This is a genomic window from Streptomyces sp. NPDC055287, assembly GCF_053646035.1.
This window is the reverse complement of the sequence record NZ_JBSHNE010000010.1, coordinates 76,327-103,013: the sequence shown is the minus strand read 5'-3', so window position 1 is coordinate 103,013 and position 26,687 is coordinate 76,327. Positions and strand designations below refer to the sequence as shown.

20 protein-coding genes and 2 tRNA genes are annotated in these 26,687 nt (G+C 71.7%); 7 read left to right on the top strand and 15 right to left on the bottom strand.

Annotated elements, in window-relative coordinates; genetic code table 11:
- The 3 genes from ACWIHY_RS18015 to lepA form a co-directional block, all read right to left on the bottom strand.
- Entirely contained in the window at positions 1-1,995 is a 1,995-nt protein-coding gene (locus ACWIHY_RS18015; RefSeq protein ID WP_454376757.1) for a SpoIIE family protein phosphatase, read from the bottom strand.
- Positions 1,996-2,222: 227 nt separating this feature from the next.
- Positions 2,223-4,112: an AMP-dependent synthetase/ligase gene (locus tag ACWIHY_RS18010; protein ID WP_454376610.1), complete on the bottom strand. Its 1,890-nt coding sequence runs from the start codon at positions 4,110-4,112 to the stop codon at positions 2,223-2,225.
- Positions 4,113-4,354: 242 nt separating this feature from the next.
- On the bottom strand, positions 4,355-6,220 hold the full coding sequence (gene lepA, locus ACWIHY_RS18005) for a translation elongation factor 4 (protein ID WP_454376609.1): 1,866 nt from the start codon (positions 6,218-6,220) through the stop codon (positions 4,355-4,357).
- Positions 6,221-6,413: 193 nt separating this feature from the next.
- Here lepA and rpsT point away from each other — a divergent pair, with 193 nt between their 5' ends.
- Positions 6,414-6,680 carry a 30S ribosomal protein S20 gene (rpsT, locus tag ACWIHY_RS18000; protein WP_454376608.1) on the top strand — a complete coding sequence of 89 codons (267 nt, stop codon included), beginning with the start codon at positions 6,414-6,416 and terminating at the stop codon, positions 6,678-6,680.
- Between the two features lie 272 nt (positions 6,681-6,952).
- On the opposite strand, the gene holA is transcribed toward rpsT, so the two are convergent.
- Positions 6,953-7,936 carry a DNA polymerase III subunit delta gene (gene holA / locus ACWIHY_RS17995; RefSeq protein ID WP_454376607.1) on the bottom strand — a complete coding sequence of 328 codons (984 nt, stop codon included), beginning with the start codon at positions 7,934-7,936 and terminating at the stop codon, positions 6,953-6,955.
- Positions 7,937-7,993: 57 nt separating this feature from the next.
- Here holA and ACWIHY_RS17990 point away from each other — a divergent pair, with 57 nt between their 5' ends.
- Both ACWIHY_RS17990 and ACWIHY_RS17985 read left to right on the top strand, forming a co-directional pair.
- Positions 7,994-8,239 carry a hypothetical protein gene (locus ACWIHY_RS17990; protein ID WP_454376606.1) on the top strand — a complete coding sequence of 82 codons (246 nt, stop codon included), beginning with the start codon at positions 7,994-7,996 and terminating at the stop codon, positions 8,237-8,239.
- Between the two features lie 61 nt (positions 8,240-8,300).
- Positions 8,301-8,759: a pyridoxamine 5'-phosphate oxidase family protein gene (locus ACWIHY_RS17985; protein ID WP_454376605.1), complete on the top strand. Its 459-nt coding sequence runs from the start codon at positions 8,301-8,303 to the stop codon at positions 8,757-8,759.
- A gap of 40 nt (positions 8,760-8,799) precedes the next feature.
- Here the strand turns inward: ACWIHY_RS17985 and ACWIHY_RS17980 are convergent, their stop codons facing one another.
- The 5 genes from ACWIHY_RS17980 to leuS all read right to left on the bottom strand — a co-directional run bounded on the left by ACWIHY_RS17980 (position 8,800) and on the right by leuS (position 17,561).
- Positions 8,800-11,307, bottom strand: coding sequence for a ComEC/Rec2 family competence protein (locus ACWIHY_RS17980; RefSeq protein ID WP_454376604.1), 2,508 nt, complete (start codon positions 11,305-11,307; stop codon positions 8,800-8,802).
- Positions 11,304-12,002, bottom strand: a complete 699-nt coding sequence (locus ACWIHY_RS17975) for a helix-hairpin-helix domain-containing protein (RefSeq protein ID WP_454376603.1) — start codon at positions 12,000-12,002, stop codon at positions 11,304-11,306. The genes ACWIHY_RS17980 and ACWIHY_RS17975 overlap by 4 nt, the downstream gene beginning before the upstream one ends.
- Positions 12,003-12,810: 808 nt before the next feature.
- Entirely contained in the window at positions 12,811-13,656 is an 846-nt protein-coding gene (locus ACWIHY_RS17970; RefSeq protein ID WP_454376602.1) for a DegV family protein, read from the bottom strand.
- A gap of 78 nt (positions 13,657-13,734) precedes the next feature.
- Positions 13,735-14,553, bottom strand: coding sequence for a hypothetical protein (locus tag ACWIHY_RS17965; RefSeq protein ID WP_454376601.1), 819 nt, complete (start codon positions 14,551-14,553; stop codon positions 13,735-13,737).
- Between the two features lie 143 nt (positions 14,554-14,696).
- Positions 14,697-17,561, bottom strand: coding sequence for a leucine--tRNA ligase (gene leuS, locus ACWIHY_RS17960; RefSeq protein ID WP_454376600.1), 2,865 nt, complete (start codon positions 17,559-17,561; stop codon positions 14,697-14,699).
- A 520-nt stretch (positions 17,562-18,081) separates the two neighbouring features.
- Between leuS and ACWIHY_RS17955 the strand changes: the two genes are divergently transcribed.
- Positions 18,082-19,509, top strand: a complete 1,428-nt coding sequence (locus tag ACWIHY_RS17955) for a hypothetical protein (protein ID WP_454376599.1) — start codon at positions 18,082-18,084, stop codon at positions 19,507-19,509.
- Positions 19,506-21,083, top strand: coding sequence for an NADH-ubiquinone oxidoreductase-F iron-sulfur binding region domain-containing protein (locus ACWIHY_RS17950; protein WP_454376598.1), 1,578 nt, complete (start codon positions 19,506-19,508; stop codon positions 21,081-21,083). The genes ACWIHY_RS17955 and ACWIHY_RS17950 overlap by 4 nt, the downstream gene beginning before the upstream one ends.
- A gap of 55 nt (positions 21,084-21,138) precedes the next feature.
- On the opposite strand, the gene ACWIHY_RS17945 is transcribed toward ACWIHY_RS17950, so the two are convergent.
- A tRNA-Ala gene (locus ACWIHY_RS17945) sits at positions 21,139-21,211 on the bottom strand.
- Positions 21,212-21,344: 133 nt separating this feature from the next.
- Between ACWIHY_RS17945 and ACWIHY_RS17940 the strand changes: the two genes are divergently transcribed.
- On the top strand, positions 21,345-22,547 hold the full coding sequence (locus tag ACWIHY_RS17940; protein WP_454376597.1) for a glycosyltransferase 87 family protein: 1,203 nt from the start codon (positions 21,345-21,347) through the stop codon (positions 22,545-22,547).
- Here the strand turns inward: ACWIHY_RS17940 and ACWIHY_RS17935 are convergent.
- Both ACWIHY_RS17935 and ACWIHY_RS17930 read right to left on the bottom strand, forming a co-directional pair.
- Positions 22,516-22,749, bottom strand: a complete 234-nt coding sequence (locus tag ACWIHY_RS17935) for a hypothetical protein (RefSeq protein WP_454376596.1) — start codon at positions 22,747-22,749, stop codon at positions 22,516-22,518. The two genes, ACWIHY_RS17940 and ACWIHY_RS17935, sit on opposite strands and share 32 nt — an antisense overlap.
- A gap of 174 nt (positions 22,750-22,923) precedes the next feature.
- The gene (locus tag ACWIHY_RS17930; protein WP_454376595.1) at positions 22,924-24,387 is read right to left on the bottom strand and encodes an MFS transporter; all 1,464 of its coding nucleotides are present in this window, start codon (positions 24,385-24,387) and stop codon (positions 22,924-22,926) included.
- A 102-nt stretch (positions 24,388-24,489) separates the two neighbouring features.
- On the opposite strand from ACWIHY_RS17930, the gene ACWIHY_RS17925 reads away from it, so the two are divergent.
- Positions 24,490-25,377 carry a helix-turn-helix transcriptional regulator gene (locus ACWIHY_RS17925; protein WP_454376594.1) on the top strand — a complete coding sequence of 296 codons (888 nt, stop codon included), beginning with the start codon at positions 24,490-24,492 and terminating at the stop codon, positions 25,375-25,377.
- Between the two features lie 3 nt (positions 25,378-25,380).
- On the opposite strand, the gene ACWIHY_RS17920 is transcribed toward ACWIHY_RS17925, so the two are convergent.
- The 3 genes from ACWIHY_RS17920 to rsfS form a co-directional block, all read right to left on the bottom strand.
- A tRNA-Ala gene (locus tag ACWIHY_RS17920) sits at positions 25,381-25,453 on the bottom strand.
- Between the two features lie 69 nt (positions 25,454-25,522).
- On the bottom strand, positions 25,523-26,191 hold the full coding sequence (locus ACWIHY_RS17915) for a histidine phosphatase family protein (RefSeq protein WP_454376756.1): 669 nt from the start codon (positions 26,189-26,191) through the stop codon (positions 25,523-25,525).
- Complete coding sequence (gene rsfS, locus ACWIHY_RS17910; RefSeq protein WP_454376593.1) at positions 26,188-26,625, bottom strand: ribosome silencing factor; 438 nt, start codon at positions 26,623-26,625, stop codon at positions 26,188-26,190. The genes ACWIHY_RS17915 and rsfS overlap by 4 nt, the downstream gene beginning before the upstream one ends.
- Positions 26,626-26,687 lie beyond the last annotated feature (62 nt).

Genomic DNA, 26,687 nt, shown 5'->3' with positions numbered 1-26,687 from the left:
TCACATTGCCTGGAGGACCAGCAGTGCCACGTCGTCGTCGGGCGGTGTCGGCGAGAAATCGTGCACCTCGCGCATGATCCTCTCTGCGACACCCTGCGCGCTCAGCCCCACGCACCGCCCGAGCGCCGCCGCCAGCCCGTCGGCGTCGTCGAACATGCGCCGCCCGGAGCGCCGCTCGGTCACGCCGTCCGTGACGCACAGCAGGGTGTCGCCCGCCCGGAGGACGAAGGTCTCGCTCTCGTACGTCACGTCGTCGACGACGCCGAGCAGCATCTGGGAGACGGCGGCCGGCCGTACGCTCCCGTCGGGCCGGAGCACGAGCGGCAGCGGGTGCCCCGCGCAGGCGAGCGTGCACCGCACCCCGCCGCCGTCGTCGGGCGCGAGCGGCACCAGTTCGCCGTACAGGAGCGAGAGGAAGCGGGGCTGCGGCGCGGCGTCCAGCAGGCTGAGCGGTCCGGGGGGCCCGGCGGGGCCGTCGCCGGCTCCGGCCGAGACCACCGCCATCCTCGCGGTCGCCTCCGCCGCCTCCACCGCGTCGTCGAGCAGCAGCCCGTTGAGCCGCCCCAGTACCTCGCCGACCGCCCGGCCCTCGCGCGCGAGCAACCGCAGCCACGGTCGGACGAGGCCGGTGACGACCGCCGCTTCGGGGCCGTTGCCCTGGACGTCGCCGAGGGAGAAGGACCAGCTGCCTCGCGCGCCGGGGAAGACGTCGTAGAAGTCGCCGCCCGCGACGCCCTGCCCGCGCGGCTCGTAGACGAGGGCCTTGGCGACGCCGGGGATGTCGGCCATCTGACCCGGCAGCAGCGCCCGCTGGAGGACGTGGCTGATGGTGGCCTGGCGGGTGTACTGGCGGGCGGCGGCGACGGCCAGGGCGACCCGGCGTACGAAGTCCTCGATGAGGCCGGTCACCTCGTCGGGCATCCGCGTCAGCGCCGCCCGCCCCAGCATCAGCGTCCCGAGCCCGCGGCCGCCCGCGATCAGCCGGTACGCGACCGCGGCGCCGCCGGTGCCGTGAGTACCGTCTGCGCCCTCAGCTCCCTCGGCGCCCTCAGCCCGCTCCGTACCGTCGGCGCCTTCGCCGTCCGCCATTCCTGGCCACGGCACGGGCACGGGGCCGCCGCGCGCGGAGTCCGGCAGGACAGGCGGCTCCTTCTCGACGTGTCCGCGCAGGTCCTCGATGCTGGACTCGCGCTGGTGCCAGACGCGGGCCAGACGGGGCACCGCGCCCTCCTCCTCCAGCCACACCGCGCACCAGTCCGCCAGCCTCGGCACCAGAAGCTGCGCGGCGAGCGCCGCGATCATGTCCTCGTCGAACTGGCCCGTCAGCAGGTCGGACGCCTCGGCGAGGAAGGACAGCGCGCCCCGGTTGATCCAGTCGCTGTCGTACTCGCGCGCCGTCCGCCGGGGTACGGGCGCCAGAATCTCGGCGGCGCGCAGCCCGCGTTGCAGCGCCTGCTCGGCGCTGTCGGCCGGCCCGGCGGGCACGATCGGGTGTGCGCCCTCGATGGCGATCCGGGCCCAGACGGTCTTGAGGCCGGCGCGGTAGGTGACGCCCCAGCACGCGGAAAGGGCGGCGACCAGGTGCAGGCCGCGCCCGAACTCGTGGCCGCCCGCCGCTGACGATCCGCCGGGTTCGTTGCGGATGACGCGGGCGGGGTGGTGGTCGGAGACCTCGACGACGAGAGCGGCGGGGTCGTGCTCGGTCGCCTCCTCCAGGTGGCACACCAGCTCGACGTTGGTGCCCGCGTGGACGACGGCGTTGGTCACCAGCTCGTTGACGACGATGACGGCGTCGTCGGCGACACGGTCGGTGAAACCGTCGGCGGCCGGCAGGCCGAGCCCGGTCCATTCTGCGAGCGCGGCCCGGACGAAGCGCCGCGCGGCGGCCGGCGCGAGGGGGTTCCCGGGCAGGCTGGTCCAGGCGGCCGACTGCGCGTCAGGCAGACCGCCCGTCAGGTGCGTTGAGCGGAAGGTAGTCTTCCGCTGCCTCGGAATGGACCCCACTGTGCGGCTCCCCGTCGGTTCTCTGCTTACGCCGCTGGCGACATGGAACAGAGTGACAGACGGACGCCGCACATAAGCGCGGAGTGACCGAAGTGGCCATAACGAGTCCCGGGAGATGGGGAAGGCCCGGGGCCGGGAAGGCGCCGAGCGGGCGGAGCCACTGCCCGCACCGCCCGCACCGCCTCCCTACGCCTCGCGCCCTGCCCGCGCCTCGCGTCTCACGCCTCGCGCGATCCGGCGTACATCTCCTCGATGAGGTTCTTGTACTCGCGCTCGACGACCGGCCGCTTGAGCTTGAGGCTCGGCGTCAGCTCGCCGTGCTCGATGTCGAGGTCGCGCGGCAGCAGACGGAACTTCTTGATCGTCTGCCAGCGCTGCAGCCCCTCATTGAGCCGCTTGACGTAGCCCTCGATGAACTCCTCGGTCTTCTTGGACGCGACGACCTCGGCGTACGACTTGCCCCCCAGGCCGTTGTCCTTGGCCCAGCCCAGGATCGTGGGCTCGTCGAGCGCGATCAGGGCGGTGCAGTAGTTGCGGTCCGCGCCGTGCACCAGGATGTTGGAGACGAACGGGCACACCGCCTTGAACTGGCCCTCGACCTCGGCCGGCGCGATGTACTTGCCGCCCGACGTCTTGATGAGGTCCTTCTTGCGGTCCGTGATGCGCAGGTAGCCGTCGACGGACAGCTCGCCGATGTCCCCGGTGTGGAACCAGCCGTCCGGCTCCAGCACTTCCGCCGTCTTCTCGGGCAGCTGGTGGTAGCCCTGCATGATGCCCGGGCCGCGCAGCAGGATCTCGCCGTCGTCCGCGATGCGCACCTCGGTGCCGGGGAGCGGCTTGCCTACCGTGCCGGTGCGGTAGGCCTCGCCTGGGTTCACGAAGGAGGCGGCGCTGGACTCGGTCAGTCCGTAACCCTCCAGGATGTGGATGCCGGCGCCGGAGAAGAAGAAGCCGATGTCGGGCGCGAGCGCCGCCGAGCCGGAGACGCAGGCGCGCAGCCGGCCGCCGAAGGCCTCGCGGATCTTGGCGTACACGAGCGTGTCGGCGATCTTGTGCTTGGCGGTCAGCCCGAAGGGCGCGGAGGCCGTGCCCGTGCGGCGGAAGTTGTCCTGCGTGACCTTGGCGTACTCGCGGGCGACGTCGGCCGCCCACTGGAAGATCTTGTACTTCGCGCCGCCGCCGGCCCGCGCCTTGGCCGCGACACCGTTGTAGACCTTCTCGAAGATGCGCGGCACCGCGGCCATGTACGTCGGCTGGACCACCGGCAGATTCTCGATGATCTTGTCGACCCGGCCGTCCACGGCGGTGACGTGCCCTGCCTCGATCTGCCCGGAGGTCAGCACCTTGCCGAAGACGTGCGCGAGGGGCAGCCACAGGTACTGCACGTCTGTCGTGCTGATCAGACCGGTCGCCACCGTGGCCTTCGCCATGTACGACCAGCAGTCGTGCGGCAGCCGTACGCCCTTGGGGCGGCCCGTGGTGCCGGAGGTGTAGATCAGCGTCGCGAGCTGGTCGGAGGTGATGGCCTCCACGCGCTCGGTGACGGCCTGCGGGTGCTTCTCCAGGTACGCCGCCCCGCGCGCCTCAAGCTCGGCGAGCGTGAGCAGCCACCCCTCGGGGTCGTCCTCGGCCGGCTCGACGCCCGTGGCGTCGACGACGACGACGTGGGCGAGGTTCGGCAGATCAGAACGTCGCTCGCGCGCCTTGGCGAGCTGCGACGCGTCCTCCGCGATGAGCACCCGGCTCTCGGAGTCGGCCAGGATGTACGCGGACTCCTCGGCGTTGGTCGACGGGTAGACCGTCGTCGTCGCGGCGCCTGCGCACATGACGCCGAGGTCGGCGAGGATCCACTCGACCCGGGTGTTGGAGGCGAGCGCGACGCGCTCCTCGGGCTGTACGCCGAGGTCGATCAGGCCGGCGGCGATCGCGTACACGCGCTCGGCGGCCTGTCCCCAGCTCAAAGACTTCCAGGCGTCGGGCCCCTGCCCGGCGGCGGCCGGTACGGGGTACCGATAGGCCTCGGCATCGGGCGTGGCGGCCACGCGCTCAATGAAGAGGGTCGCCACCGACGACGGCCGGTTCTCGATCAAGGTCTGTGTGTCGCTCACGACGTCCTCCGGGCCTGCGGCATGCTGCACGACTGGCTGGTATTTAACTGGCGAGTAACCTTCGAGTGGTGATCAGAGTAAAGCGCGAGGGGCCGGGGCGTAAGGGGCTGCGGCGCGCGGCTTCATAACGGAACGGAACCGCTGGCCACGCCCGTCCCCTCACACGCGAAAGCGCCCGTCCGTGAGTACGGAGGGCGCTCTCGCATGCGGTTCTGTGCTGCCCCGTGGGCAGTCCGCCGCGGCTACTTCTTCTTGGCTCCGGAGTCGTCGCTGGACAGCACCGCGATGAAGGCCTCCTGCGGGACCTCCACGTTGCCGACCATCTTCATCCGCTTCTTGCCTTCCTTCTGCTTCTCCAGCAGCTTCCGCTTACGGGAGATGTCACCGCCGTAACACTTGGCGAGGACGTCCTTGCGGATGGCGCGGATGGTCTCGCGAGCGATGACGCGGGAGCCGATGGCGGCCTGAATGGGGATCTCGAAGGCCTGGCGCGGGATGAGCTCGCGCAGCTTGGCGACGAGCCGCACGCCGTACGCGTACGCCGCGTCCTTGTGCGTGACGGCGGAGAAGGCGTCGACCCGGTCGCCGTGCAGCAGGATGTCGACCTTGACGAGGGAGGAGGCCTGCTCGCCGGTGGGCTCGTAGTCCAGGGAGGCGTAACCGCGCGTCTTGGACTTCAGCTGGTCGAAGAAGTCGAAGACGATCTCCGCGAGCGGGAGGGTGTAGCGGATCTCGACGCGGTCCTCGGAGAGGTAGTCCATGCCCAGCAGCGTGCCGCGGCGGGTCTGGCAGAGCTCCATGATCGCGCCGATGAACTCGCTGGGGGCGAGGATCGTGGCCCGTACGACCGGCTCGTACACGTCCGAGATCTTGCCCTCGGGGAACTCGCTCGGGTTGGTGACCGTGTGCTCCTTGCCGTCCTCCATCACGACGCGGTAGACCACGTTGGGGGCGGTGGCGATCAGGTCGAGCCCGAACTCGCGCTCCAGGCGCTCACGGATCACGTCGAGGTGCAGCAGGCCGAGGAAGCCGACGCGGAAACCGAAGCCGAGCGCCGCGGAGGTCTCCGGCTCGTACACCAGCGCGGCGTCGTTGAGCTGGAGCTTGTCGAGCGCCTCACGCAGGTCGGGGTACTCCGAGCCGTCCAGCGGATACAGACCCGAGAAGACCATCGGCTTCGGGTCCTTGTAGCCGCCGAGGGCCTCGGTCGCGCCCTTGTGCAGGGAGGTGATCGTGTCACCGACCTTGGACTGACGGACGTCCTTCACGCCGGTGATGATGTAGCCGACCTCGCCGACGCCGATGCCGTCGGACGGCGTCATCTCCGGGGAGGAGACGCCGATCTCGAGGAGCTCGTGGGTGGCGTTGGTGGACATCATGCGGATGCGCTCGCGCTTGTTGAGCTGCCCGTCGATGACACGTACATAGGTGACGACGCCACGGTACGAGTCGTACACCGAGTCGAAGATCATCGCGCGGGCGGGCGCGTCCGCGGCGCCGACCGGGGCCGGGACGTCGCGCACCACGCGGTCGAGGAGCGCGTCCACGCCGAGGCCGGTCTTCGCCGAGACCTTCAGCACGTCCTCGGGCTGGCAGCCGATGAGGTTCGCCAGCTCCTCGGAGAACTTCTCCGGCTGGGCGGCCGGCAGGTCGATCTTGTTCAGTACCGGAACGATCGTGAGGTTGTTCTCCATCGCCAGGTAGAGGTTGGCGAGGGTCTGCGCCTCGATGCCCTGGGCGGCGTCCACGAGGAGCACCGTGCCCTCGCAGGCGGCGAGCGACCGCGAGACCTCGTACGTGAAGTCCACGTGTCCCGGCGTGTCGATCATGTTCAGGATGTGGGTGTTCCCCACGTCCGGGCCCTCGTTGGGCGCCCAGGGCAGCCGGACCGCCTGGGACTTGATCGTGATGCCGCGCTCGCGCTCGATGTCCATCCGGTCGAGATACTGAGCACGCATCTGCCGCTGGTCGACCACACCGGTCAGCTGGAGCATCCGGTCGGCGAGCGTGGACTTGCCGTGGTCGATGTGCGCGATGATGCAGAAGTTGCGGATCAGCGCCGGGTCGGTACGGCTCGGCTCGGGCACGTTGGTAGGAGTCGCGGGCACGCAGGGTCTCGTCTCGGGGCGATGTTGGATCGATACGTAGCTTCCATGGTCCCACGGACGGCGGCCGGGCCTCGGTTTGGGCCGCCCGGCGGGCCGCTGGTACGCTGAGCAGCTGTGTCTCACAACCCTCGGAGTAGCTCTCCGGCCGGCGGGACACTCATCGAAGATCCAACGAACCTGTAGAGGCTCTTTCGTGGCGAACATCAAGTCCCAGATCAAGCGGAACAAGACGAACGAGAAGGCGCGCCTGCGCAACAAGGCCGTCAAGTCCTCGCTCAAGACGTCGATCCGCAAGGCCCGCGAGGCTGTCACCGCTGGTGACCTCGAGAAGGCCACCGTGGCCGTCCGCGAGGCTTCCCGCAAGCTCGACAAGGCAGTCTCCAAGGGAGTCATTCACAAGAACGCCGCCGCCAACAAGAAGTCGGCGCTGGCGAACAAGGTTGCCTCCCTGCAGGGCTGAGCATTCGCTTGTACGACCCGCACGACCGCCGGTAGGGACTCAGCGGGCCCTCTCTTCCGCTCCTGATCCGGCAACCTCGCGCCGCACGCGGCCTGCGTTCGCCACGCGGGTGCGGCGCATCAAAGCTTTGACAGGCTTCAGGGCTTCACACGAAGGCCCCGGCCTCCGTCCTCCCCAGGACGGAGGCCGGGGCCTTCGCGCTGCTCGGGCCTGGCGGTGGTGGGTGGGGGCGGCGACTGCCTTGCGATGGCGGGCCGCGCGGCGGCGACCGCCTAGCGGTGGCGGGCCGCGCGGGCGACCGTGACGACCGCCTTCTCCAGCGCGTACTCCGGGTCGTCGCCACCGCCCTTGACGCCGGCGTCGGCCTCGGCGACGGCCCGCAGCGCGATCGCCACGCCGTCCGGTGTCCAGCCGCGCATCTGCTGCCGCACGCGGTCGATCTTCCAGGGCGGCATGCCGAGCTCACGGGCGAGGTCGGCGGGGCGGCCGCCGCGGGCGGAGGACAGCTTCCCGATGGCGCGCACGCCCTGGGCCAGGGCGCTGGTGATCAGGACGGGCGCCACGCCGGTGGACAGGGACCACCGCAGGGCCTCGAGCGCTTCGGCCGCCCGGCCCTCCACCGCGCGGTCGGCGACCGTGAAGCTGGAGGCCTCGGCGCGGCCCGTGTAGTACCGCCCGACGACGGCCTCGTCGATCGTCCCCTCGACGTCGGCGACGAGCTGGGAAACAGCGCTGGCCAGCTCGCGAAGGTCGCTGCCGATGGAGTCGACCAGGGCCTGGCACGCCTCGGGCGTCGCGGAGCGGCCCAGCGCGCGGAATTCCGACCGTACGAACGACAGGCGCTCGGCGGGCTTGGTCGTCTTGGGACAGGCGACCTCTCGGGCGCCGGCCTTGCGGGCGGCGTCGAGCAGCCCCTTGCCCTTGGCGCCACCCGCGTGGAGCAGTACGAGCGTGATCTCCTCGGCGGGGGCGTCGAGGTAGGCCTTCACGTCCTTGATCGTGTCGGCGGAGAGGTCGTGCGCGTTCCGGACGACGACGACCTTGCGCTCGGCGAAGAGCGAAGGACTGGTCAGCTCTGCGAGGGTGCCGGGCTGGAGCTGGTCGGGCGTGAGGTCGCGTACGTCGGTGTCGGCGTCGGCGGCGCGGGCGGCCGCCACCACCTGCTGCACGGCGCGGTCGAGCAGCAGGTCCTCCTGCCCCACGGCGAGGGTCAGGGGGGCGAGCGGATCGTCGGTCGAATTCTTCCTGGTGGCCATCGCGGTCCAGCATCCCATGAGCCACTGACAGTCCTTTCCGTGTTGGAGAATGGGCAGGTGAGCGATGTGAGACACGTACTGGTACTGCCCGACCGGGAAGCCGCCGAGGAGGTGGCCGTAGCCGTGTGCGAGCGCTTCGGAGCCGTCGAAGAGCCGCAGCTCGTACGGGATTCCCTGGCCGGTGAGGACGATGCCGAAGACGCACAGTGGCTGGTCGTGGTCGACGACCCGGGCGGGCGGCTCGACGACGATGCGCTGCACGCGCTGGCCGGCGAGTACGAGGGCTGGCTGGAACGGCCCTGACCTCCGGTCCTAGGTCGGTTGGCCGAGGCGCGCGGGGGTGAGCCGTCGGTAGCGTGCGGGCATGACGATCACGGAACCGGCGCGCAGCCGCGAGCAGCGCAAGCAGGACGTACTCGACCGCCTGGCGAAGGACGACGACATGTGGGTCGCCACGGCCTCGCCGGACGGTGAGCCGTGCCTGGTGCCGCTGTCGTTCGTCTGGGACAGCGGCACCCTCCTGATGTGCACGCGGCGGACGAACCCCACCGCACGGAACCTGACGCCTTCCGGGGAGGTGCGGGTCTCGCTCGGCCACACCAGGGACGTGGTGCTGATCGAGGGCACCGCCGAGGCCGTGGAGGGGACGGAGCTGGCGACGGAGGCGGCCGACGCCTTCACGACGAAGCTCAACGGCTGGGACCCGAGGAACCAGACATCCTGGTTGTACTTCCGCATCACGCCGCGAGCGGTGAAGACCTGGCGCGAGGAGAACGAACTGCCCGAACGCGAGCTGATGCGGGACGGCGCCTGGCTCGTGTGACCCGCACCCCGCTCGTGCGACGCACACCTGGCACACGCCCCTACAGGGCGTCCCGCCCCGCCGGCACCGCGCGCAGCCCTGGCCCGTCCCCCGTCACCGCGATCGCCCCGTCCGTGTCCGTGCGCAGCACCGTGGCCCCGCCCGTGCGCAGTGCGGTGAGCGTACGGGGCGAGGGGTGGCCGTACGAGTTGTCCCGGCCGCAGGAGACCAGGGCCAGCCGGGGGCGGGCGCGGGCGAGCAGGGCTGGGTCCTGGTACGCGGAGCCGTGGTGGGCGACCTTCAGGACGTCCACGGGACGGAGTGTCGGATGGGCCCTCAGCAGGGCTTGCTGCGCCGGTGGTTCGAGGTCTCCCAGAAGCAGCAGGGTGAGGGCTCCGGAGCGGACGAGGAGCGTGACGCTGGCGTCGTTGGGCCCCTCGGGGACCGGGACGGGGAAGGGCTGCGGCCACAGGGCCCGCCAGGACAGACTTCCGATCCGGCGCCGCTCCCCCGGTGCCGCCTCGAGCAGCGGCACGCGTGCGGCGGCCGCGGTCCTGCGGACGAACGCGCTCTGTTCCGGCGGTTCCTGCAGTGTCGTCGTCCGGATTTCGCCCACCGACCGGCCGCGCAGCACACCCGGCAGGCCTGCCACGTGGTCCGCGTGGAAGTGGGTGAGCAGGACCAGCGGGACGCGGGTGACGCCGAGCGCGCGCAGGCAGCGGTCGACGCGCTGCGGGTCCGGTCCGGCGTCCACGACGACGGCCGTTCCTTCGCCCGCCGCGAGGACGGAGGCGTCTCCCTGGCCGATGTCGCACATGGCGAACCTCCAGCCCGGCGGCGGCCATCCGGTGACGATCCGGGTGAGCGGCGCAGGCCGCAGGATCGCGAGCACCAGGAGGAGCGCGCAGGCCGCGCTCAGCCACGGGTGGCGCAGGAGCCGACGGGCCGCGAAGACGGCCACCACTGTCACTGCCGCCAGCAGCAGCCCGCCGCGCCAGCCGCCCGGCCAGTCGGCCTCCGCGCCGGGAAGCGCGGCCCCGGTGCGGGCGACGGAAGCGATCCACCCGGCCGGCCAGCCCGCACAGCGGGCCAGCAGCTCGGCGACGGGCATCGCCACCGGTGCCACGGCCAGGGCCGCGAAGCCGAGCACGGTCGCGGGGGCGACCGCGAACTCGGCGAGCAGGTTGCAGGGGATCGCCACCAGGCTCACCCTGGCCGCCATTATGGCGACGACCGGCGCGCACACCGCCTGGGCGGCGCCTGCCGCGGCCAGCACCTCCGCGAGCCTCGGCGGCACACCACGCCGTCGCAGCGCGGCGCTCCAGCGCGGGCCGATGGTGAGAAGGGCGCCCGTGGCCAGTACGGAGAGCAGGAATCCGTAACTGCGGGCCAGCCACGGGTCATACAGGACGAGGAGCAGGACGGCGGCTGCCAGGGCCGGAACGAGCTGCCTGCGGCGGCCCGTGCCGATCGCGAGCAGCGTGATGAGCCCGCAGGCCGCGGCCCGCAGCACGCTGGGCTCCGGTCTGCACACGACGACGAAGGCGAGCGTGAGCGCCCCGCCGAGCAGCGCGGTCGCCCGCAGGGGGATGCCGAGACGCGGGGCGAGCCCTCCGCGTTCGGCGCGCAGAGCCGTGCCGGGCGGTCCGATCAGCAGGACCAGGATGATCGTGAGATTGCTTCCGGATACGGCGAGAAGGTGGGTGAGGTCGGTGGCCTCGAATGCCTCCTGGAGCTCGGGCGGCACCCTCGATGTGTCGCCGACAACGAGCCCGGGCAACAGCGCCCTGGCGTCCGGGGACAGTCCGTCGGTCGCCTCGCGGAGTCCGGCCCTCAGACCACCGGCCGTGCGCTGCACGGCAGTCGGTGGCCGCACGGTCTTCGGGGAGTCGCCGTCCCGCACCCGCAGCGCCCCCGCGACGCGGTCACCACCGCCGCCGGTCGGCGGGGCGAGCCGCGCAGTGATCCGCAGCCCGGTGGACGGCAGCAGCCCCTGCCACCGGGCCGCCGCCGGGCCCCGGGCGGGTGCGATCACCAGGACCGGCGTACGGACGTCGGTCGTGATCCGGCCCCGCCCGGTGACGCGGGTGACGCGGGTGACGTCGGCGTTGAGCACGAGCGCCGTCGGCAGCGTGTGGTCGCCACGTACCCGGGGCCGGGTCGTGCGGGCGTCCGAGGTGACCGTCAGCTCCGCCGTGACGAGCGCGTACTGGTTCGCCAGACCGGGCACCGGGCCACGATGGACGTCGGCCGCGTGCAACCCGGCCGAGGTGGCCCCCGCCGCCGCACACAGCACCGCGGCGGCGACGGCCGTGACGCTCAGCCCGCGCCGGACCGAGGCCCCCCGCCTCTCCCGCAACGCCCGGACCACGAGCAGAGTGGCCGCCACGCCCACGCACACCACCGAGAACCAGGCCGTCCAGCGGCCCGATGCCCCCACCGCCACCGCGGCCGCACCCCACGCGGCCAGCGCGGGCGGCACCAGACGCAGATCCGAGGGCCCCTCCTGCCAGGGGTCGGAGGCGCCCAGCCGGTGCCCGGACGCGGCGTGAACCGCCGTGCGCGTCATGGCCGTACGAGCGGCTGGAGGTCCGCGAACCGGCGGTCGCCGATCCCCTTGACGTCACGGAGCTCTTCGACGGAGCGGAATCCGCCGTTCTCCGTGCGGTAATCGATGATGTGCTGCGCCAGTACGGGACCGACACCTGGCAGCGTCTCCAACTGCTCGGCGGTCGCGGTGTTCAGGCCCACCGGAGCCGCTGTCCCGCCGGACGCCCCCGTCGCGCCGCCGGATCCGGCAGCGGGTCCTGCGCCGGGTGGTGCGGGAACCCCGACGACCACCTGCTCGCCGTCCATGAGCAGGCGCGCGCGGTTGAGCCCGGCGGTGTCCGCTCCCGCCTTGACGCCGCCGGCGGCTCGCAGTGCGTCCGCGACCCGCGACCCGGCCGGCAGCCTCTGGAGGCCCGGCTGCCTTACCTTGCCGCTCACGTCGACGACGATGCGCCCCTCGACCGGCCCGGCGCCCGGCGCCGTACCCGTCTCACCGGTGGGCGTCGTCGGAGGCGGCCCCGTTGACGGTTCCGGTCGCGCCGCGGCCTGGCCCTCGCCGACGACTTGCGGCGGCTGTACGGGCTGTGGCCGCCCGGTCCAGAAATGCTGGGCGGCGAAGGCAGCGCCCATCACGAGCACGACGGCGAGCGCCGCCAGCGTCCTGGGTTCGAGGCCGCACCGCGCCTGCACCCAGACAGGCAACCGCTCTCGCACGGCCGACCGCACCCGCCCCAAGCCACCGCCGGGGCCCGGAGCACCGCCGTCCGTACCGCCCGCTTCGGGCAAGGGCGCGGGAACGTCCGGCTCCGGGCGATCTGCCCCGGTGACGCCCGCTCGAACGCCCCCACCAGCCGCGCGCGGCCCTTCCCCCCGCGGACGAACCCGGTTCGATCCCTGCACCAAGGCGGCCGGACTCGGCCGATCCGGGCCCGGATCGGGAGCGGCCAGAGGAACAGGAGCACGCAATGGGGCGGGAGCCCCAGGGCTCGGAGCCGGATCGGGAGCGGCCGGAGCTGAAGGAGCGGGAGCAGGAGCAGGAGCCGCCAGGTCGTCGGCGGGTAGCGGGCGCCGCCGTGGCACCGTCTCGAAGAGCGCCTCCGCGCGGCGGCGCAGTGCCAACGACGCGGCGGATTCGGGAACGCGACGGCGCAGGCGCCGCCCGCCACGGCCGTGCCCGGGGCGGACCCGGTCACCGGTCGGAAGAACCTCGGGAGGCCCGGTACCGGCAGGCCCGGTACCGGCAGGCCCAGTACCGGAAGGCCCAGTACCGGAAGGCCCGATGCCCGAAGACCGAGCACCGGAAGACCGAGCGCCGGCAATGGGAGCGCCGGTGGACCGGCGGGACCGGCCGTCGGAGGCCGGGGCGCGGCCCGGGCCACTGGTTGCGGAGTAGGAGCGTGAGCGTGATCGGAGAGCCATGTCACGAGACGGTAGGCACATCCACCCCTTCCCGCTGATCACGGTCAATTCCCGTGGAAAACCCACCGGTTGTGGATATCCCGGCCGTCCGTACGGGGGATTGTCAGTGGGGCGCGACCACAACGCCCAGCAGCCCCGGCCCCGTATGCGCGCCGATCACCGCACCCACCTCGCTGACATGCAACTCCGCCAGCCCGGTGAGCCGGACACGCAGCCGCTCCGCCAGCCGCTCCGCCCGCTCGGGAGCCGCGAGGTGGTGCACCGCGATGTCCACGCGGCGCGTGCCCGCCTGCTCGGCGACGATCTCCTCCAGACGCGCGATCGCCTTGGAGGCCGTACGTACCTTCTCCAGCATTTCGATGCGGCCGCCGTCCAGCTCCAGCAGCGGCTTCACGGCGAGCGCCGAGCCCAGCAGCGCCTGCGCGGCGCCGATGCGCCCGCCGCGGCGCAGGTAGTCCAGTGTGTCCACGTAGAAGTACGCCGACATGCCCGCCGCGCGCTTCTCCGCGGCGGCCACCGCCTCGTCGGCCGTACCGCCCGCGTCGGCGACCTCCGCCGCCGACAGCGCGCAGAAACCGAGGGCCATCGCGACCATCCCCGTGTCCACCACTCGGACCGGCACCGGGGCGCCCTGGGCGGCGAGCGCGGCCGCGTCGTACGTACCGGAGAACTCTGAGGACAGGTGCAGGGACACGATGTCGGTCGCGCCGGCCTCCGCCGCCGCGCGGTAAGCCGCGGCGAATACCTCGGGGCTCGGCCTCGACGTCGTCACCGACCGGCGTTTCTGCAGGGCGAGGGCCAGCGAGCGGGCGGAAATCTCGGTGCCCTCCTCAAGGGCACGATCGCCGATGACGACGGTCAGCGGCACCGCTGTGATGCCGTGCCGCTCCATCGTCTGCTGCGGCAGGTAGGCCGTTGAATCGGTGACGATCGCGACATGGCGGGACATGAGCGGGAGGTTACCCGGCGGGGGCGCCCGGCGGCAGTCCGGCCCCGCCCAATGACCCTCCCCGGCCACGTGACCGTGTCAGACAGTGCCCTCCGGGCGGGCCGTCTTCTGCCACGGGTACGTCGTCTGCGCGCGGGGATCACGCGCCGTGATCGCCTCGGGGCCGGCAGCCGCCCGGCGCGCCGTGTCGGCCTGCTCAGCCCGGTCCGCCTCGGCCCCGGCCGCCCCAGTGGCCCCCGCAGGCCCAGCAGTCCCGTCAGCCTTCCCTTCCGGCCACGTCTGCGCCGCGGTACCGCCGCCCGCGGCGTCCGCCGCCGGCCACGCGGACAAGGCGTCAGCACCCGGGCCCGTGGCCCAGTGCCGCAGCGCCCCCGACTCCACCTCGATCTGCGCGCTCAGCGACGCGAGATCGTCGTTCGCGAACTGCTGCGCCCGGTCCCGCGCCGCCCACCGCAGGGAGTCCGCCGCATGGGTCACCCGTTCCGTACGCTCCCGCAGGTCCGGCAGCCGCTCCGCGACCCGCGCCTTGTCCGGCTCGCGCTCCATCCGCTTCAGGTCGTCGTCCAGCTCGTGGCCGTGTGCGCTCAGCCGTTCGAACAGGCCGAGCGACTCCGACAGCGAGGCGTCGTCCGCGACGCCAGCGTTCAGCGCCTCCCGGGTGGCCCTCATCGACGTACGCAGCGAGAGCCTGAGCTGAGCCAGCTCGCCGGCGACGCCCACCTGCCCGAAGCTCTTCGCCCGCAGGGTGGTGTCCTCGACGGTGCGCCGCGCCTGCGTGATCTTCCGGTCAACGCCGCGCTTGGCCGCACCGATCGCCTTGACGCTCACGTACACCCCCGTGGCCACGAACGCCACGCAGAGCAGCGCCAGGATGAGGATCAGGGTGACGGCTTCCATGAGCGCCCCTCCGTTGTCGGTCCACTCGGTCGGTCCACTCGGCTCGCGTGGTCTCTCCACCGTAAACGGAACGGGCAGGCCAGGGGTTCCATCGGAACCCCCAACCTGCCCGTAGGGGAAAGCACCTATCCCGGCGCCCGGAGTTACGCCGGAACGATATTCACCAGCTTGGGCGCCCGCACGATCACCTTCCGGATCCCCGCGCCGCCCAGCGCCGCGACCACCGCGGGGTCGGCCAGCGCCAGCTTCTCCAGCTCCTCGTCGGTGATCGACGGGGAGATCTCCAGCCGCGCCTTGACCTTGCCCTTGACCTGCACCACGCAGGTCACGGTCTCGTCCACGACGTACGCCGGATCGGCGACCGGGAAGTCCTGGTGCACGACGGAGTCCGTGTGCCCCAGCTTGCGCCACAGCTCTTCGGCGATGTGCGGCGCCAGCGGCGCGATCAGCAGCACCAGCCGCTCGGCGACGGACCGCGACAGCGGGCCGCCGGCCTTCGTCAGGTGGTTGTTCAGCTCGGTGACCTTGGCGATGGCGGTGTTGAAGCGCATCCCCGCCATGTCCTGGCCGGCGCCGTCGATGGCCTTGTGCAGGGCACGCAGCGTGTCCTCGTCCGGCTCCGTGTCGACGACCGTGACCTCGCCCGTCGTCTCGTCGACGATGTTGCGCCACAGCCGCTGCAGCAGCCGGTACTGGCCCACCACCGCGCGCGTGTCCCACGGCCGCGACACGTCCAGCGGACCCATCGCCATCTCGTACAGCCGCAGCGTGTCCGCGCCGTACTCGGCGGAGATCTCGTCCGGAGTGACGGCGTTCTTCAGGGACTTGCCCATCTTGCCCAGGACGCGGCTGACCTTCTCGCCCTGGTACCAGTACGCGCCGTCGCGCTCCTCGACCTCGGCCGCAGGCACCGCGATGCCGCGCGAGTCCCGGTAGACGAAGGCCTGGATCATGCCCTGGTTGTACAGCTTGTGGAACGGCTCGGACGACGAGACGTGGCCCAGGTCGAACAGCACCTTGGACCAGAACCGCGCGTACAGCAGGTGCAGTACGGCGTGCTCGGCGCCGCCGACGTACAGGTCGACGCCGCCGTGCGGCATGCCCTCGCGCGGCCCCATCCAGTACTGCTCGATCTCGGGGTCGACCAGCTTCTCGCTGTTGTGCGGGTCCAGGTAGCGCAGCTCGTACCAGCAGGAACCGGCCCAGTTGGGCATGGTGTTGGTCTCGCGCCGGTACTTCTTCGGGCCGTCGCCCAGGTCCAGGGTGACGTTCACCCAGTCCTCATTGCGCGACAGCGGGGTCTCCGGCACGGTGTTCGCGTCGTCCGGGTCGAAGGTGCGCGGCGAGTAGTCCTCGACCTCCGGCAGCTCCAGCGGCAGCATCGACTCGGGCAGCGGGTGGGCCACGCCGTCCTCGTCGTAGACGATCGGAAAGGGCTCGCCCCAGTAACGCTGCCGGCTGAACAGCCAGTCGCGCAGCCGGTAGTTGACCGTGCCCTCGCCGATGCCGCGCGCGGCCAGCCACTCGGTGATCTTCGTCTTGGCCTCGACGACACCCAGCCCGTCCAGCGAGATGTCCTCGCCCGACGAGTTCACGGTCTTCGCGTCGTACGAGGCGAACGCGTCGTCCCACTCCGCCGGGTCCGTGCCGCGACCGTCCGAAGGCTCGACGACGCAGCGCATCGGCAGCTCGAAGGCGCGCGCGAACGCGAAGTCGCGGGAGTCGTGCGCCGGTACGGCCATGATCGCGCCGGTGCCGTAACCCATCAGCACGTAGTCGGCGATGAAGACGGGCACCTGGTCGCCGCTGACCGGGTTCACGGCGTACGCGCCGGTGAAGACGCCGGTCTTGTCCTTGGCCTCGGCCTGCCGCTCGACGTCCGACTTCGAGGCGGCCTGCTTGCGGTACGCCGCGACGGCGTCGGCCGGGGTGGCGTGACCGCCGGTCCACACGTCGTGCGTGCCCTCGGGCCAGGCGGCCGGGACGATCTTCTGGACCAGGTCGTGCTCGGGCGCCAGCACCATGTACGTCGCGCCGAACAGGGTGTCCTGACGCGTGGTGAAGACGGTGATCGCGTGATCGCCGACGGAGAAGTCGACGCGCGCGCCCTCACTGCGCCCGATCCAGTTGCGCTGCTGCAGCTTGATCGCCTCGGGCCAGTCCACGCCGTCCAGGTCGTCCAGCAGACGGTCCGAGTAGGCCGTGATGCGCATGTTCCACTGACGCAGCTTGGCCTTGAAGACGGGGAAGTTCCCGCGCTCGGAGCGGCCGTCGGCGGTGACTTCCTCGTTGGCCAGTACGGTGCCCAGGCCCGGCGCCCAGTTCACGGGCGCGTCGGAGGCGTATGCCAGGCGGTACCCGCTCAGGACGTCGGCGCGCTCGGCGGCGCTCAGCTCACCCCAGGGGCGTGCGTCCGGCGTCGCGCGCTCCCCGCTCTCGAACTGCGCCACCAGCTCGTCGATCGGCCGGGCGCGGTCCGCCTCCTTGTCGTACCAGGAGTTGAAGATCTGCAGGAAGATCCACTGGGTCCACTTGTAGTAGTCCGGGTCGATCGTCGCGATCGAGCGACGCTTGTCGTGGCCCAGGCCCAGCCGGCGCAGCTGCTGCTTCATGTTCGCCATGGCGGCCTCGGTCGACACCCGGGGGTGCGTGCCGGTGGCGACCGCGTGCTGCTCGGCGGGCAGGCCGAAGGCGTCGAAGCCCAGGGTGTGCAGGACGTTGTGGCCGGTCATGCGCTGGTAGCGGGCGAAGACGTCGGTGGCGATGTAGCCCAGCGGGTGGCCGACATGCAGTCCCGCACCCGAGGGGTACGGGAACATGTCCATGATGAACTTCTTGGGCTTGGCGGCCAGCGCCGGGTCGCCCGCCAGATCACCGCCGGGGTTCGGCGCCTCGTACGTACCCTCCGCGTCCCAGAAGTCCTGCCAGCGTGCCTCGATGTCAGCGGCCATCGCGGCCGTGTAGCGGTGCGGTGCTGCCACCTCGGCAGCAGTATTCGTCTCGCTCATGATCCTCAAAGCTCCATCGATCGTCTCTGCTCAGCGGCTGCGACATTCAGGCTGTGACGTTCAGCGAATGAAAAATCCCCTCGCACAGGAGGGGACGCCGCGCCGATTCCGACCGGATCTTTCATCCGTCGGGACTGATCAGCGCGGCTCGCTAAGCAGAAGGCGTACGGCACGCATGGCGCCAGGGTACCGCAGCGCCCGAGAGGGCCGCATCGAGCATCCGGACGGCGGACTCGGACACTCCCCGGTCGCCGGTCACCGCCACGAAGCCGGACTTGCCATAGGGGTTACTCCGCGTATCGGCCCTATCCGGGGCACCGATCGAGCAAGTTTTCCCACAGTCTCCGCGCTAAACCCTCAAACGGCGCACTACCTGGTAGGGGTCGACCTAGCATGCGGCAACGGGACCACTTTGCCGAACCATTCGGAGTCGCCCCCCATGAACCGTCGAAAAATAAGTTCCTCCCTCGCTTTCCCCTCATTGAGCCGCCCAGCACAAGGAGTCGTCACAGCCGTCGCGTTGATCCTCATACCGCTGATCGCCGTCGCGGGCAGCGACAGTCTGCGCGCCGCGCTCGACTTCACCACCGGAGTTCTCTCCCTGGTCTCCCTGACCGCCGCCGTCGCCTGGGGCCTCCTCGCGACCGACAGGCTGCTGCTGCGGCCGCGCCACCGCCTCCTCGCCCAGGGCATCCACCGCGCCACGGCGGTCGCCTCTCTCGGCTTCCTGCTACTGCACGTGACGGTCAAGGTCTCGCTGGGGCACGTCGCGCTCCTGGGAGCCCTGATCCCCTTCGGTCTCGGAGTCAGCGGTACGTCCGGCCTCATCGGATTCGGCTCGCTGGCCGGATTCCTCATGGTCGTCGCGGCCTCGACCGGCGCCCTGCGCAGCGCGTTCGCCACCCCGGGCCGAACAGCGGGCCGCTGGCGGTCGCTGCACATGGTCGCCTACCCGGCCTGGGGGTCGGCCCTGGTCCACGGCCTGTTCACCGGACGGCCCGCCGCGGGCTGGGTCGTCACGATGTACGCCCTGTCCCTCACGGCGGTCGTCGGCGCCCTCTCGCTGCGCCTGCTGCCTCCGCCGCTCAAGCGGACCGTCGCCGAGCGCCTGGTGGCGCTGGCCACCTCCGGGTCGCTGGCCGCTGCGCCGGAACCGGCCGTCCGCGACGCCGCGACCTCCCCGCTGCCGGGCGGCGGGTTCGCACCGCCGCCGGAGCCGCCAAGGGCGCAGCGCCGGCCCGAGCAGTTGTTCCGCGACGACGCGCAGGCCCAGCCGCGTCTCGCGGCTCCCGCCCCGCCCCTGTACGAGGCCGGACGCTCCGCCGAGGGTCTTCGCGCGGCGCCGGACACCGGCATATCGGCGGCGTACCGCGCCGTGTCGGCGTCGTCCGCCTCCGCACCCACCGAACAGATCCCCCTGGCGGAGCAGATCCCCATGACGGAGGAGATCCCCGTCCAGGCGGCGCCTCCGCCGCCCCGCTGGCCCACTCCGTCGCCCCCGCCGCCGGCTCAGGCCGTCCGCCCGCCCTACGACCCGGACCGCGCGGCGTACGGCCCGGGAGCGGTCCCCGCACCGGACCTTCCCGGGTACGGCCCCGACCCCGGAACGGACGTTTTCTGGAACGGCGAGGCGACCGCCGGAACCGACGCCCCTTGGAACGGCTCCAACGCCGGAGCCGAGGTTCCCTGGAACGGCCCGAACCCGGAAACCGACGTTCCCTGGAACGGCCCGAACTCCGGAGCCGACGTTCCCTGGAACAGCCCGAACCCGGAAACCGACGTTCCCTGGAACAGCCGTAACGGCGTACCCGACGCTCCGGCGTACGCCCCGGACGCCCCCACCGGAGCGCTCCCCCACCCCCTCGACGACACCGAGCCCGCGCCGGGTCCGCTCTACCGGCCCGCCGCCGGAGAGCCCTGGCACGCACCCGCAGGAGACCGACGTTGAACGTCCCCCTTCCCGACGTCCCCGAAGTACGCGTGGTCGGCCTTCCCCAGCTGACGACCGGCTTCGACCTGGTCGAGCGCCTCGACCTCGGCATGCACCTGAAGGTGCACGGCCCACTGGAGCCGATGGGCGGAGAGCGTCTGGCCGAACTCGCGGACTTCATCTCGCTGCGCGGCCGCGGCGGCGCCGGCTTCCCCTTCGGCAAGAAGCTGCGGGCGGTCGCGAAGGCCTCCATCCGGCGCGGGGTGCGGCCGGTGGTCGTCATCAACGGCAGCGAGGGCGAGCCCGCCTGCCGCAAGGACACCGTCCTGCTCAACCGCGCCCCGCACCTCGCGCTCGACGGCGCCCTGCTCGCCGCCGAGGCGCTCGGCGCCCGCACCCTGATCGTCGGCGTCACCCGGAACTCGACCGAAGCCTCCATACGCGCGGCTTTCGCCGAGCGGGGCCTGTCGGACCGGCGCGGCCAGCAGTTGCGCGCACGGATCGTACGCACCCCGGAGCGCATGGTCTCCGGTGAGGCGTCCTCCCTGATCCGTGCCGCGAACGGCGGCCCCGCGCTCCCGCCCGGACGCCGCGAGCGCGCCGCGGAGACGGGCGTGGGCGGCGCACCGACGCTGCTGTCGAACACGGAGACCTTCGCGCAACTGGCCGTCGCCGCCCGCATAGGCGCCCGCCGCTACGGCCACACCGGTCTGGAGAACGAGCCGGGCACGGTCATGCTCACCATCTCCGGCGCCGTCTCGCGCCCCATGGTCGTGGAGGTGCCCACCGGGGTGCCGCTGCGTTACGTCCTCCAGATGGCCGGCGCCCCGCCGCTCCCCCAGGGCGTGTTGACGGGCGGCTACCACGGCAACTGGATCGACGCGGTGGCCGCGCACGACGCCGTGATCTCCCGCGAGTCACTCGCCTCGTTCGGCGGCGCGCTGGGCGCGGGCGCGATCCTCCCGATCGGTCCCGAGACCTGCCCGCTCGGCGAGTCCCTGCGCGTCGCGAACTGGCTGGCCGCCGAGACGGCGGGCCAGTGCGGCCCCTGCCGCCTCGGCCTGCCCGCCGCCGCGGGCGGCCTTTCCGACGTACTCAACGGGGGTGGTCAGGCCGCCCTGGAGGCGCTGCGCGAGGTGACGCAGGCCGTGAAGGGCCGGGGTGCGTGCAAGCACCCCGACGGCTCGGTGCGCTTCTTCGTCTCCACCCTCAGCGCCTTCACGGACGACCTGGCGGCGCACGTTCTGGGCGGCGGCTGCGGCCGCGAGACGATGGGTGTACTGCCGCTGCCCGGCCCCGGTTACGAGGAAGAGGGCGTCCCGAGCGGCGAGAAGTTCGCGGTCGACTGGACGCTGTGCAAGGGCCACGGCCTGTGCGCGGACATCGTCCCCGAGCTGATCCGGCTCGGCCCGGACGGCTTCCCGGCGCTGGCGGACGCGCCGGTCCCGGTGCACCTGCGGGGACGTGCGCAGCGCGCCGTCCGCCGCTGCCCCGCCCTGGCACTGCGCCTCGAGGAGGAGGCTCCCGAGCGCCCCGCGCGGCCCGCGCTGCCGCCCGGCGGCCGGAAGGCACTGGGCAGCGGCAGAGGCTGAGCCGCCGGAAAAGGAAAGGTCCCCCGGTCGATTCGACCGGGGGACCTTCGTCCTGTGGAGCTAAGGAGAATTGAACTCCTGACCTCCTGCATGCCATGCAGGCGCTCTACCAACTGAGCTATAGCCCCTTGCGTTCTGCCGCTTCGCGGGTTTCCCCGGCGGCTCCGCCAACATTACACGGTCCCCCGGGCCCTCCACCAAATCCTTTGCCCGCACACCCGTTCTGTCCCCATACGCCCGGTACTGTCAGCCTGCGTGACCGTGACCGCGCAGACCGCAGCCGCCCGCCCCGCCCTCGCCCGGCGGCCGATAATCGTCGCCGCCTCGGTCTGCCTACTCTCCTTCGCGGCCTTCTGGGCCGCCCAGCGCGCCGCCAACGTCTCGCTGATCGACCTGATGGTCTACCGGGCCGAGGGCGAGACCGTCCGGGCAGGCCAGGACCTCTACGCGATGCGCGCCACCGAGGCGAACCTGCCGACCACCTATCCCCCTTTCGCCGCCCTTCTGTTCACCCCGCTGACTCTCCTCGGGGTGCCCGAGATGCGCACGCTCGCGACGGCCGGAAATCTCCTCCTGCTCGTCGCGCTGGTCCGGCTGTCCCTGCGGCTGGTGGGCCGCGAGAGCGCCACCGCCGTCCTGCTGACCGCCGCGTTCGCGGTCTGGTGCGAGCCGGTGTGGACGACGCTGCGGTACGGGCAGATCAATCTGCTGCTCGCGGCGGCGGTGCTGTGGGACTTCACCCGCCGTGACGGTCACCGGTGGGCCGGCGCGGGCATCGGCCTCGCCGCTGCGGTGAAGCTCACACCCGCGCTCTTCGCCGTCTTCCTCCTGGTCACCGGTCTCGTACGGGCACGGGGAGCCCTGGGCCGGACCCGCAACCTCTGGCTCCGGCAGGCCGGGACGGCGGCCGCGGTCTTCCTCGCGGCCACCGCGACGGCCGCGGCCGTCCTGCCGTACGACTCGCATCGCTACTGGACGCGGATGGTGTTCGAGGCGAGCCGGGTGGGCCACGCCGAGGACACCGCCAACCAGTCCCTGCGCGGCGTACTGGCCCGGCTGCTGCATGCCGGCGACCCGGGCCCGTGGTGGGCCGTCACCGCCGCCCTGGCGGCCGTGGCGGGCCTCGCCCTCGCGGTGGTCGCAGAACTGCGCGGCGAGCGGGCGGGGGCGGTGGTCGCGTGCGCGGTGACCGCACTCCTCGTCAGCCCCGTTTCCTGGTCGCACCACTGGGTGTGGTGCGTGCCCGTGGTGCTGTTCCTGGCCACGCGCGGCCGTACGGTGGCCGCGGTGGCCACGGCGGCGGTGTTCTGTTCGTACGCGCTGTGGTGGGTGCCGCACGGCCCGGGACGGCTCGAACTCGGTCAGAACTTGGGCCAGATGACGCTGTCGGCGCTCTATCCGCTCACGGCGCTCGCCGCGCTGTTCACCCTGTTCACGCTGTGGCGAACGAATAGAAGCGTTTGAGCGTGCAGTGCTCGTCGAGCAGCCGTCCGTAGATCGGCTCCCCTTCGAGTTCGCGGTACGTCTCGATGGGGTCGCCTTTTATGATCAGCGCCCGGGCGCATTCCTCACACCAGTACTGGTAGTCGGTGTTGACCGGTTCCATGTCCCTGACGATGGGCGTGCCACTGCCGCACCAGTCGCATTTCCGCCTGTGCGCGCCCATCACTCAGCTCCAGCTGTGGCGGCAGGCCGTGCACACGTACGCGATACCTCCGTTGTCGCTGCCGGGCAGACCACGGACCGCATCGAGGATGCTCGCGGGCATCGCGCTCTCCCTCCCCATCAGACCGTCGTCCCCCTCCGGCGGTCCGATTCTGCCATGGCTCCGCAAGGGGGGTCAGTGACGTGGGCGAAGGAGGCCCGCCGCCGCTCCGAAGATCGACGCCGCAGCCAGCGCAAGAGCGCATACCCACAGCGCATCCGCGTACGCATGCACCCCCGGCGCATTCAGCCGGTTCAGGAAAAGAGTGCCGAATGTCGCGACCCCGAGCAACTGACCCAGCTGCGTGACCGTGACGAGCAGCCCGCTGGCGTCCGCCGCGTCCTGTGGCCGTACGGTCGCGAGCGCGCCCGTGAGCGTCGGGCTGAAACCGAGTGCCAGGCCCGCGCCGACGCCCGCGAAGGCGGCGTACATCCCGGCCCCTCCACCGCCCCCGTCCCGGAACACCAGACCGACGGCCACCGATGACAGCCCGGCCAGCAGGAAACCACCGGGAACCAGCACCCCTTGCAGCCGGGCGGGCCAGCGCCGCCAGGTCAGCCCGACCACTCCGAAGACCACCGCGGTCGGTGCGAAGGTGAGCCCCGCGCGGAGGGCCGAATACCCGAGGCCGCCCTGCACGTGCAGGGTCAGCACGAACAGGAAGCCCGCGTTGACCGCCATCACCACGGCGATCCGCAGGGCCGCGAGCCCCATGCCCGGGATCCGCAGCACCCTCGGCGCGACCAGCGGCGCGCCCCCGCGTGCGGCCAGCCGTGATTCGAAGGCCAGGAAACCCGCGAACAGTGCCACCGAGGCCCCCAGGGACAGCCAGGACCACAGCGGCCAGTCCTGCTCCTGCCCGAGCACCAGCGGCACCGTGAAGAGCGTCACAGCGGCGGCGAGCAGCACCAGGCCCGGCAGGTCGAGACCGCGCGCGCGTTCCGGCTCACTGCGCCGGTCGCGCGGCAGCAGGCGCGCGCCGAGGAACAGCAGGGCGAGGCCGATCGGCACGTTCACCAGGAACACCGGGCGCCAGCTCGTACCGAACAGGTCGGCGCTGACCAGCACTCCGCCCGCCACCTGTCCTGCGGCGGCCCCGGTGGCGAGCACGGCCGAGTACGCACCCAGCGCACTCACCCGCGCCTCGCCCTCGAAGTTGCGCTGGATCAGGCTGAGCACCTGCGGGATCATCAGCGCCGCGCCCGCGCCCTGGACCAGCCGGAACGCGATCAACTGGCCGGGGCCGGCCGCCAGTCCGCAGGCGAGCGAGGCCACGGTGAACAGCGCGAGGCCGCCCAGGTAGGCGCGGCGGTGGCCGATCAGGTCGCCGAGTCTGGCACCGGTGATCAGCAGGACGGCGTACGCGATGGTGTATCCGGCGACGACCATCTGCAATCCGGCTCCGGACGCGTCGAGTTCGGTGCGGATGGTCGGGGCGGCGACGTTGACGATGAAGACGTCGAGCAGCGCCATGAACTGCGCGGCGAGCACGACCGCGAGCAACAGCCCCGGCCGCGCACGCACGGCCGGGAGGGCGATGTCAGTGGCAGGGCCTTTACTGGATACGGGACTTGGACCCGCAGGGGAGCTTGTCGTCATGGCGTCGAGCCTGACGCCGGTCCGGTACGGGTAACGAGAGCCCACTGATGCTGGTACTGACAGCACCTGGCAAGGGCCGGGCAGCGCGACGACCATGGGGGCATGACGACGATGACCACGGCTCAGCGGCGCAGACCGGAGCTGGCCGCCTTTCTGCGCGGCCGGCGGGCCCGGGTGACCCCCGAGGACGTCGGCATGCCACCGGGCCTGCGCCGCCGCACACCGGGGCTGCGCCGCGAGGAGGTCGCGCAGCTCTCCGGGGTGGGCGTCACCTGGTACACGTGGCTGGAGCAGGGCCGCCCGATCAACGCCTCGGCCCAGGTCCTGGACGCCGTCGCACGGACGCTCCGCCTCGACCAGCCGGAGCGGGAGCATCTCTACGATCTGGCGGAGGTGCCGTACGCCCCGGACCGCGAGGCGGACGTCCAGAGTGTCAGTCCGGAGATCCAGGGCATCATCGACGCGCTCTCGCCCCGCCCGGCCGTCGTCTACAACACGCGCTACGACATCCTGGCGACCAACGACGCCTACCGCGGCCTCTTCGGCATGCCCTCCACGCCGACGCCCGGGACCGCCGTACGCAACGCGCTGTGGACGCTGTTCACCGTGCCGGAGCCGTCCTGTCCGCTGGTCTTCCGCGAGGAGGAACTGCCCAGGATGGTGGCGCAGTTGCGCGGGGCGTACGGGCGGCATGTGGGCGAGCCGGTCTGGGAGACGTTCATCCGGCGTCTCTCCGCCGCCAGTCCGTACTTCGCCGGACTGTGGGAGAGCGGCGATGTCGTACCGCCGGGCCCGCACGTCAAGACCTTCCGTCACGAAGCGGTGGGTGAGCTACGGATGACGTCGGTGTCCCTGTCCATCAACGGAATGCCGGAATGCAGGATCGTCGCCTACACACCCAACGACGAGGAGAGCCGGCAGCAGATGGAATCCCTCAACCGGCACAACAAGAAATCCCGGCCCCTCCTGGAGGAGGAACCGGGATCCTGATTGTGGAGCTAAGGAGAATTGAACTCCTGACCTCCTGCATGCCATGCAGGCGCTCTACCAACTGAGCTATAGCCCCGCTGTTCTCCGCGCTGTGCGCTGCGAACAAGAAGAACTTTAGCCTGCGACCTGGGATAAGTGAAATCCGTCAGTCGTCGTCGCCGAGCACCGGTTCCGGGAGCGTCCCGGCGTTGTGCTCCAGCAGCCGCCAGCCGCGGGCGCCTTCGCCCAGCACCGACCAGCAGCAGTTGGAGAGACCGCCGAGGCCCTCCCAGTGGTACGACTCCAGACCCAGGAGCCGGCCGATGGTGGTGCGGATGGTGCCGCCGTGGCTGACGACGACCAGCGTGCCGTTCTCGGCCAGCTTGTCGGCGTGCGCGAGCACGACAGGAGCCGCCCGATCGGCGACCTCGGTCTCCAGCTCGCCACCACCGCGCCGCACCGGCTCGCCGCGCTTCCACGCCGCGTACTGCTCGCCGAACTGCCCGATGATCTCGTCGTGCGTCAGCCCCTGCCAGGCACCCGCGTACGTCTCGCGCAGCGCCGCGTCGTGCGTCACGTCGAGGCCCGTCAGAGCCGACAGCTCGGCGGCCGTGCCCGACGCCCGCTTGAGGTCGGACGCGATCATCGCGTCCGGCTTCAGGGAGGCGAGCAGCCTGGCGGCCCGGCGCGCCTGGGCGACGCCGGTCTCGGTCAGCTCGATGTCGGTGCTGCCCTGGAAACGGCGCTCCAGATTCCAGGCCGTCTGGCCGTGCCGCCACAGGACGATGCGGCGGCCCCGGCCCTTCTGGCCGGCGCCGGTGTCGCTGCTGTTCAGCTCAGGTCTCCGTCCACTTCACCGGCCGCACGCAGCTTGGCGTGCTCCTCGGCCAGGCCGCGCGTCTTGACGGCGTCCTCGGGCAGGGAGATCTCGGGGCAGTCCTTCCAGAGGCGCTCCAGAGCGTAGAAGACACGCTCCTCGCTGTGCTGGACGTGGACGACGATGTCGACGTAGTCCAGGAGCACCCAGCGGGCCTCGCGGTCGCCCTCACGACGGACCGGCTTGACGCCGAGGTCCTTGTTCAGCCGCTCCTCGATCTCGTCGACGATCGACTTGACCTGGCGGTCGTTGGGCGCCGAGGCGACCAGGAAGGCGTCCGTGATGGACAGCACATCGCTCACGTCGTAGGCGATGATGTCGTGCGCGAGCCGGTCGGCGGCCGCCTGAGCGGCGGCGTTGATGAGCTCGATGGAACGGTCAGTGGCGGTCACTAGCAGGCTTTCGTCGGCGGTCAGAGATACCCCCAGGGTCTCACGGACCGCCGACAGCCCCG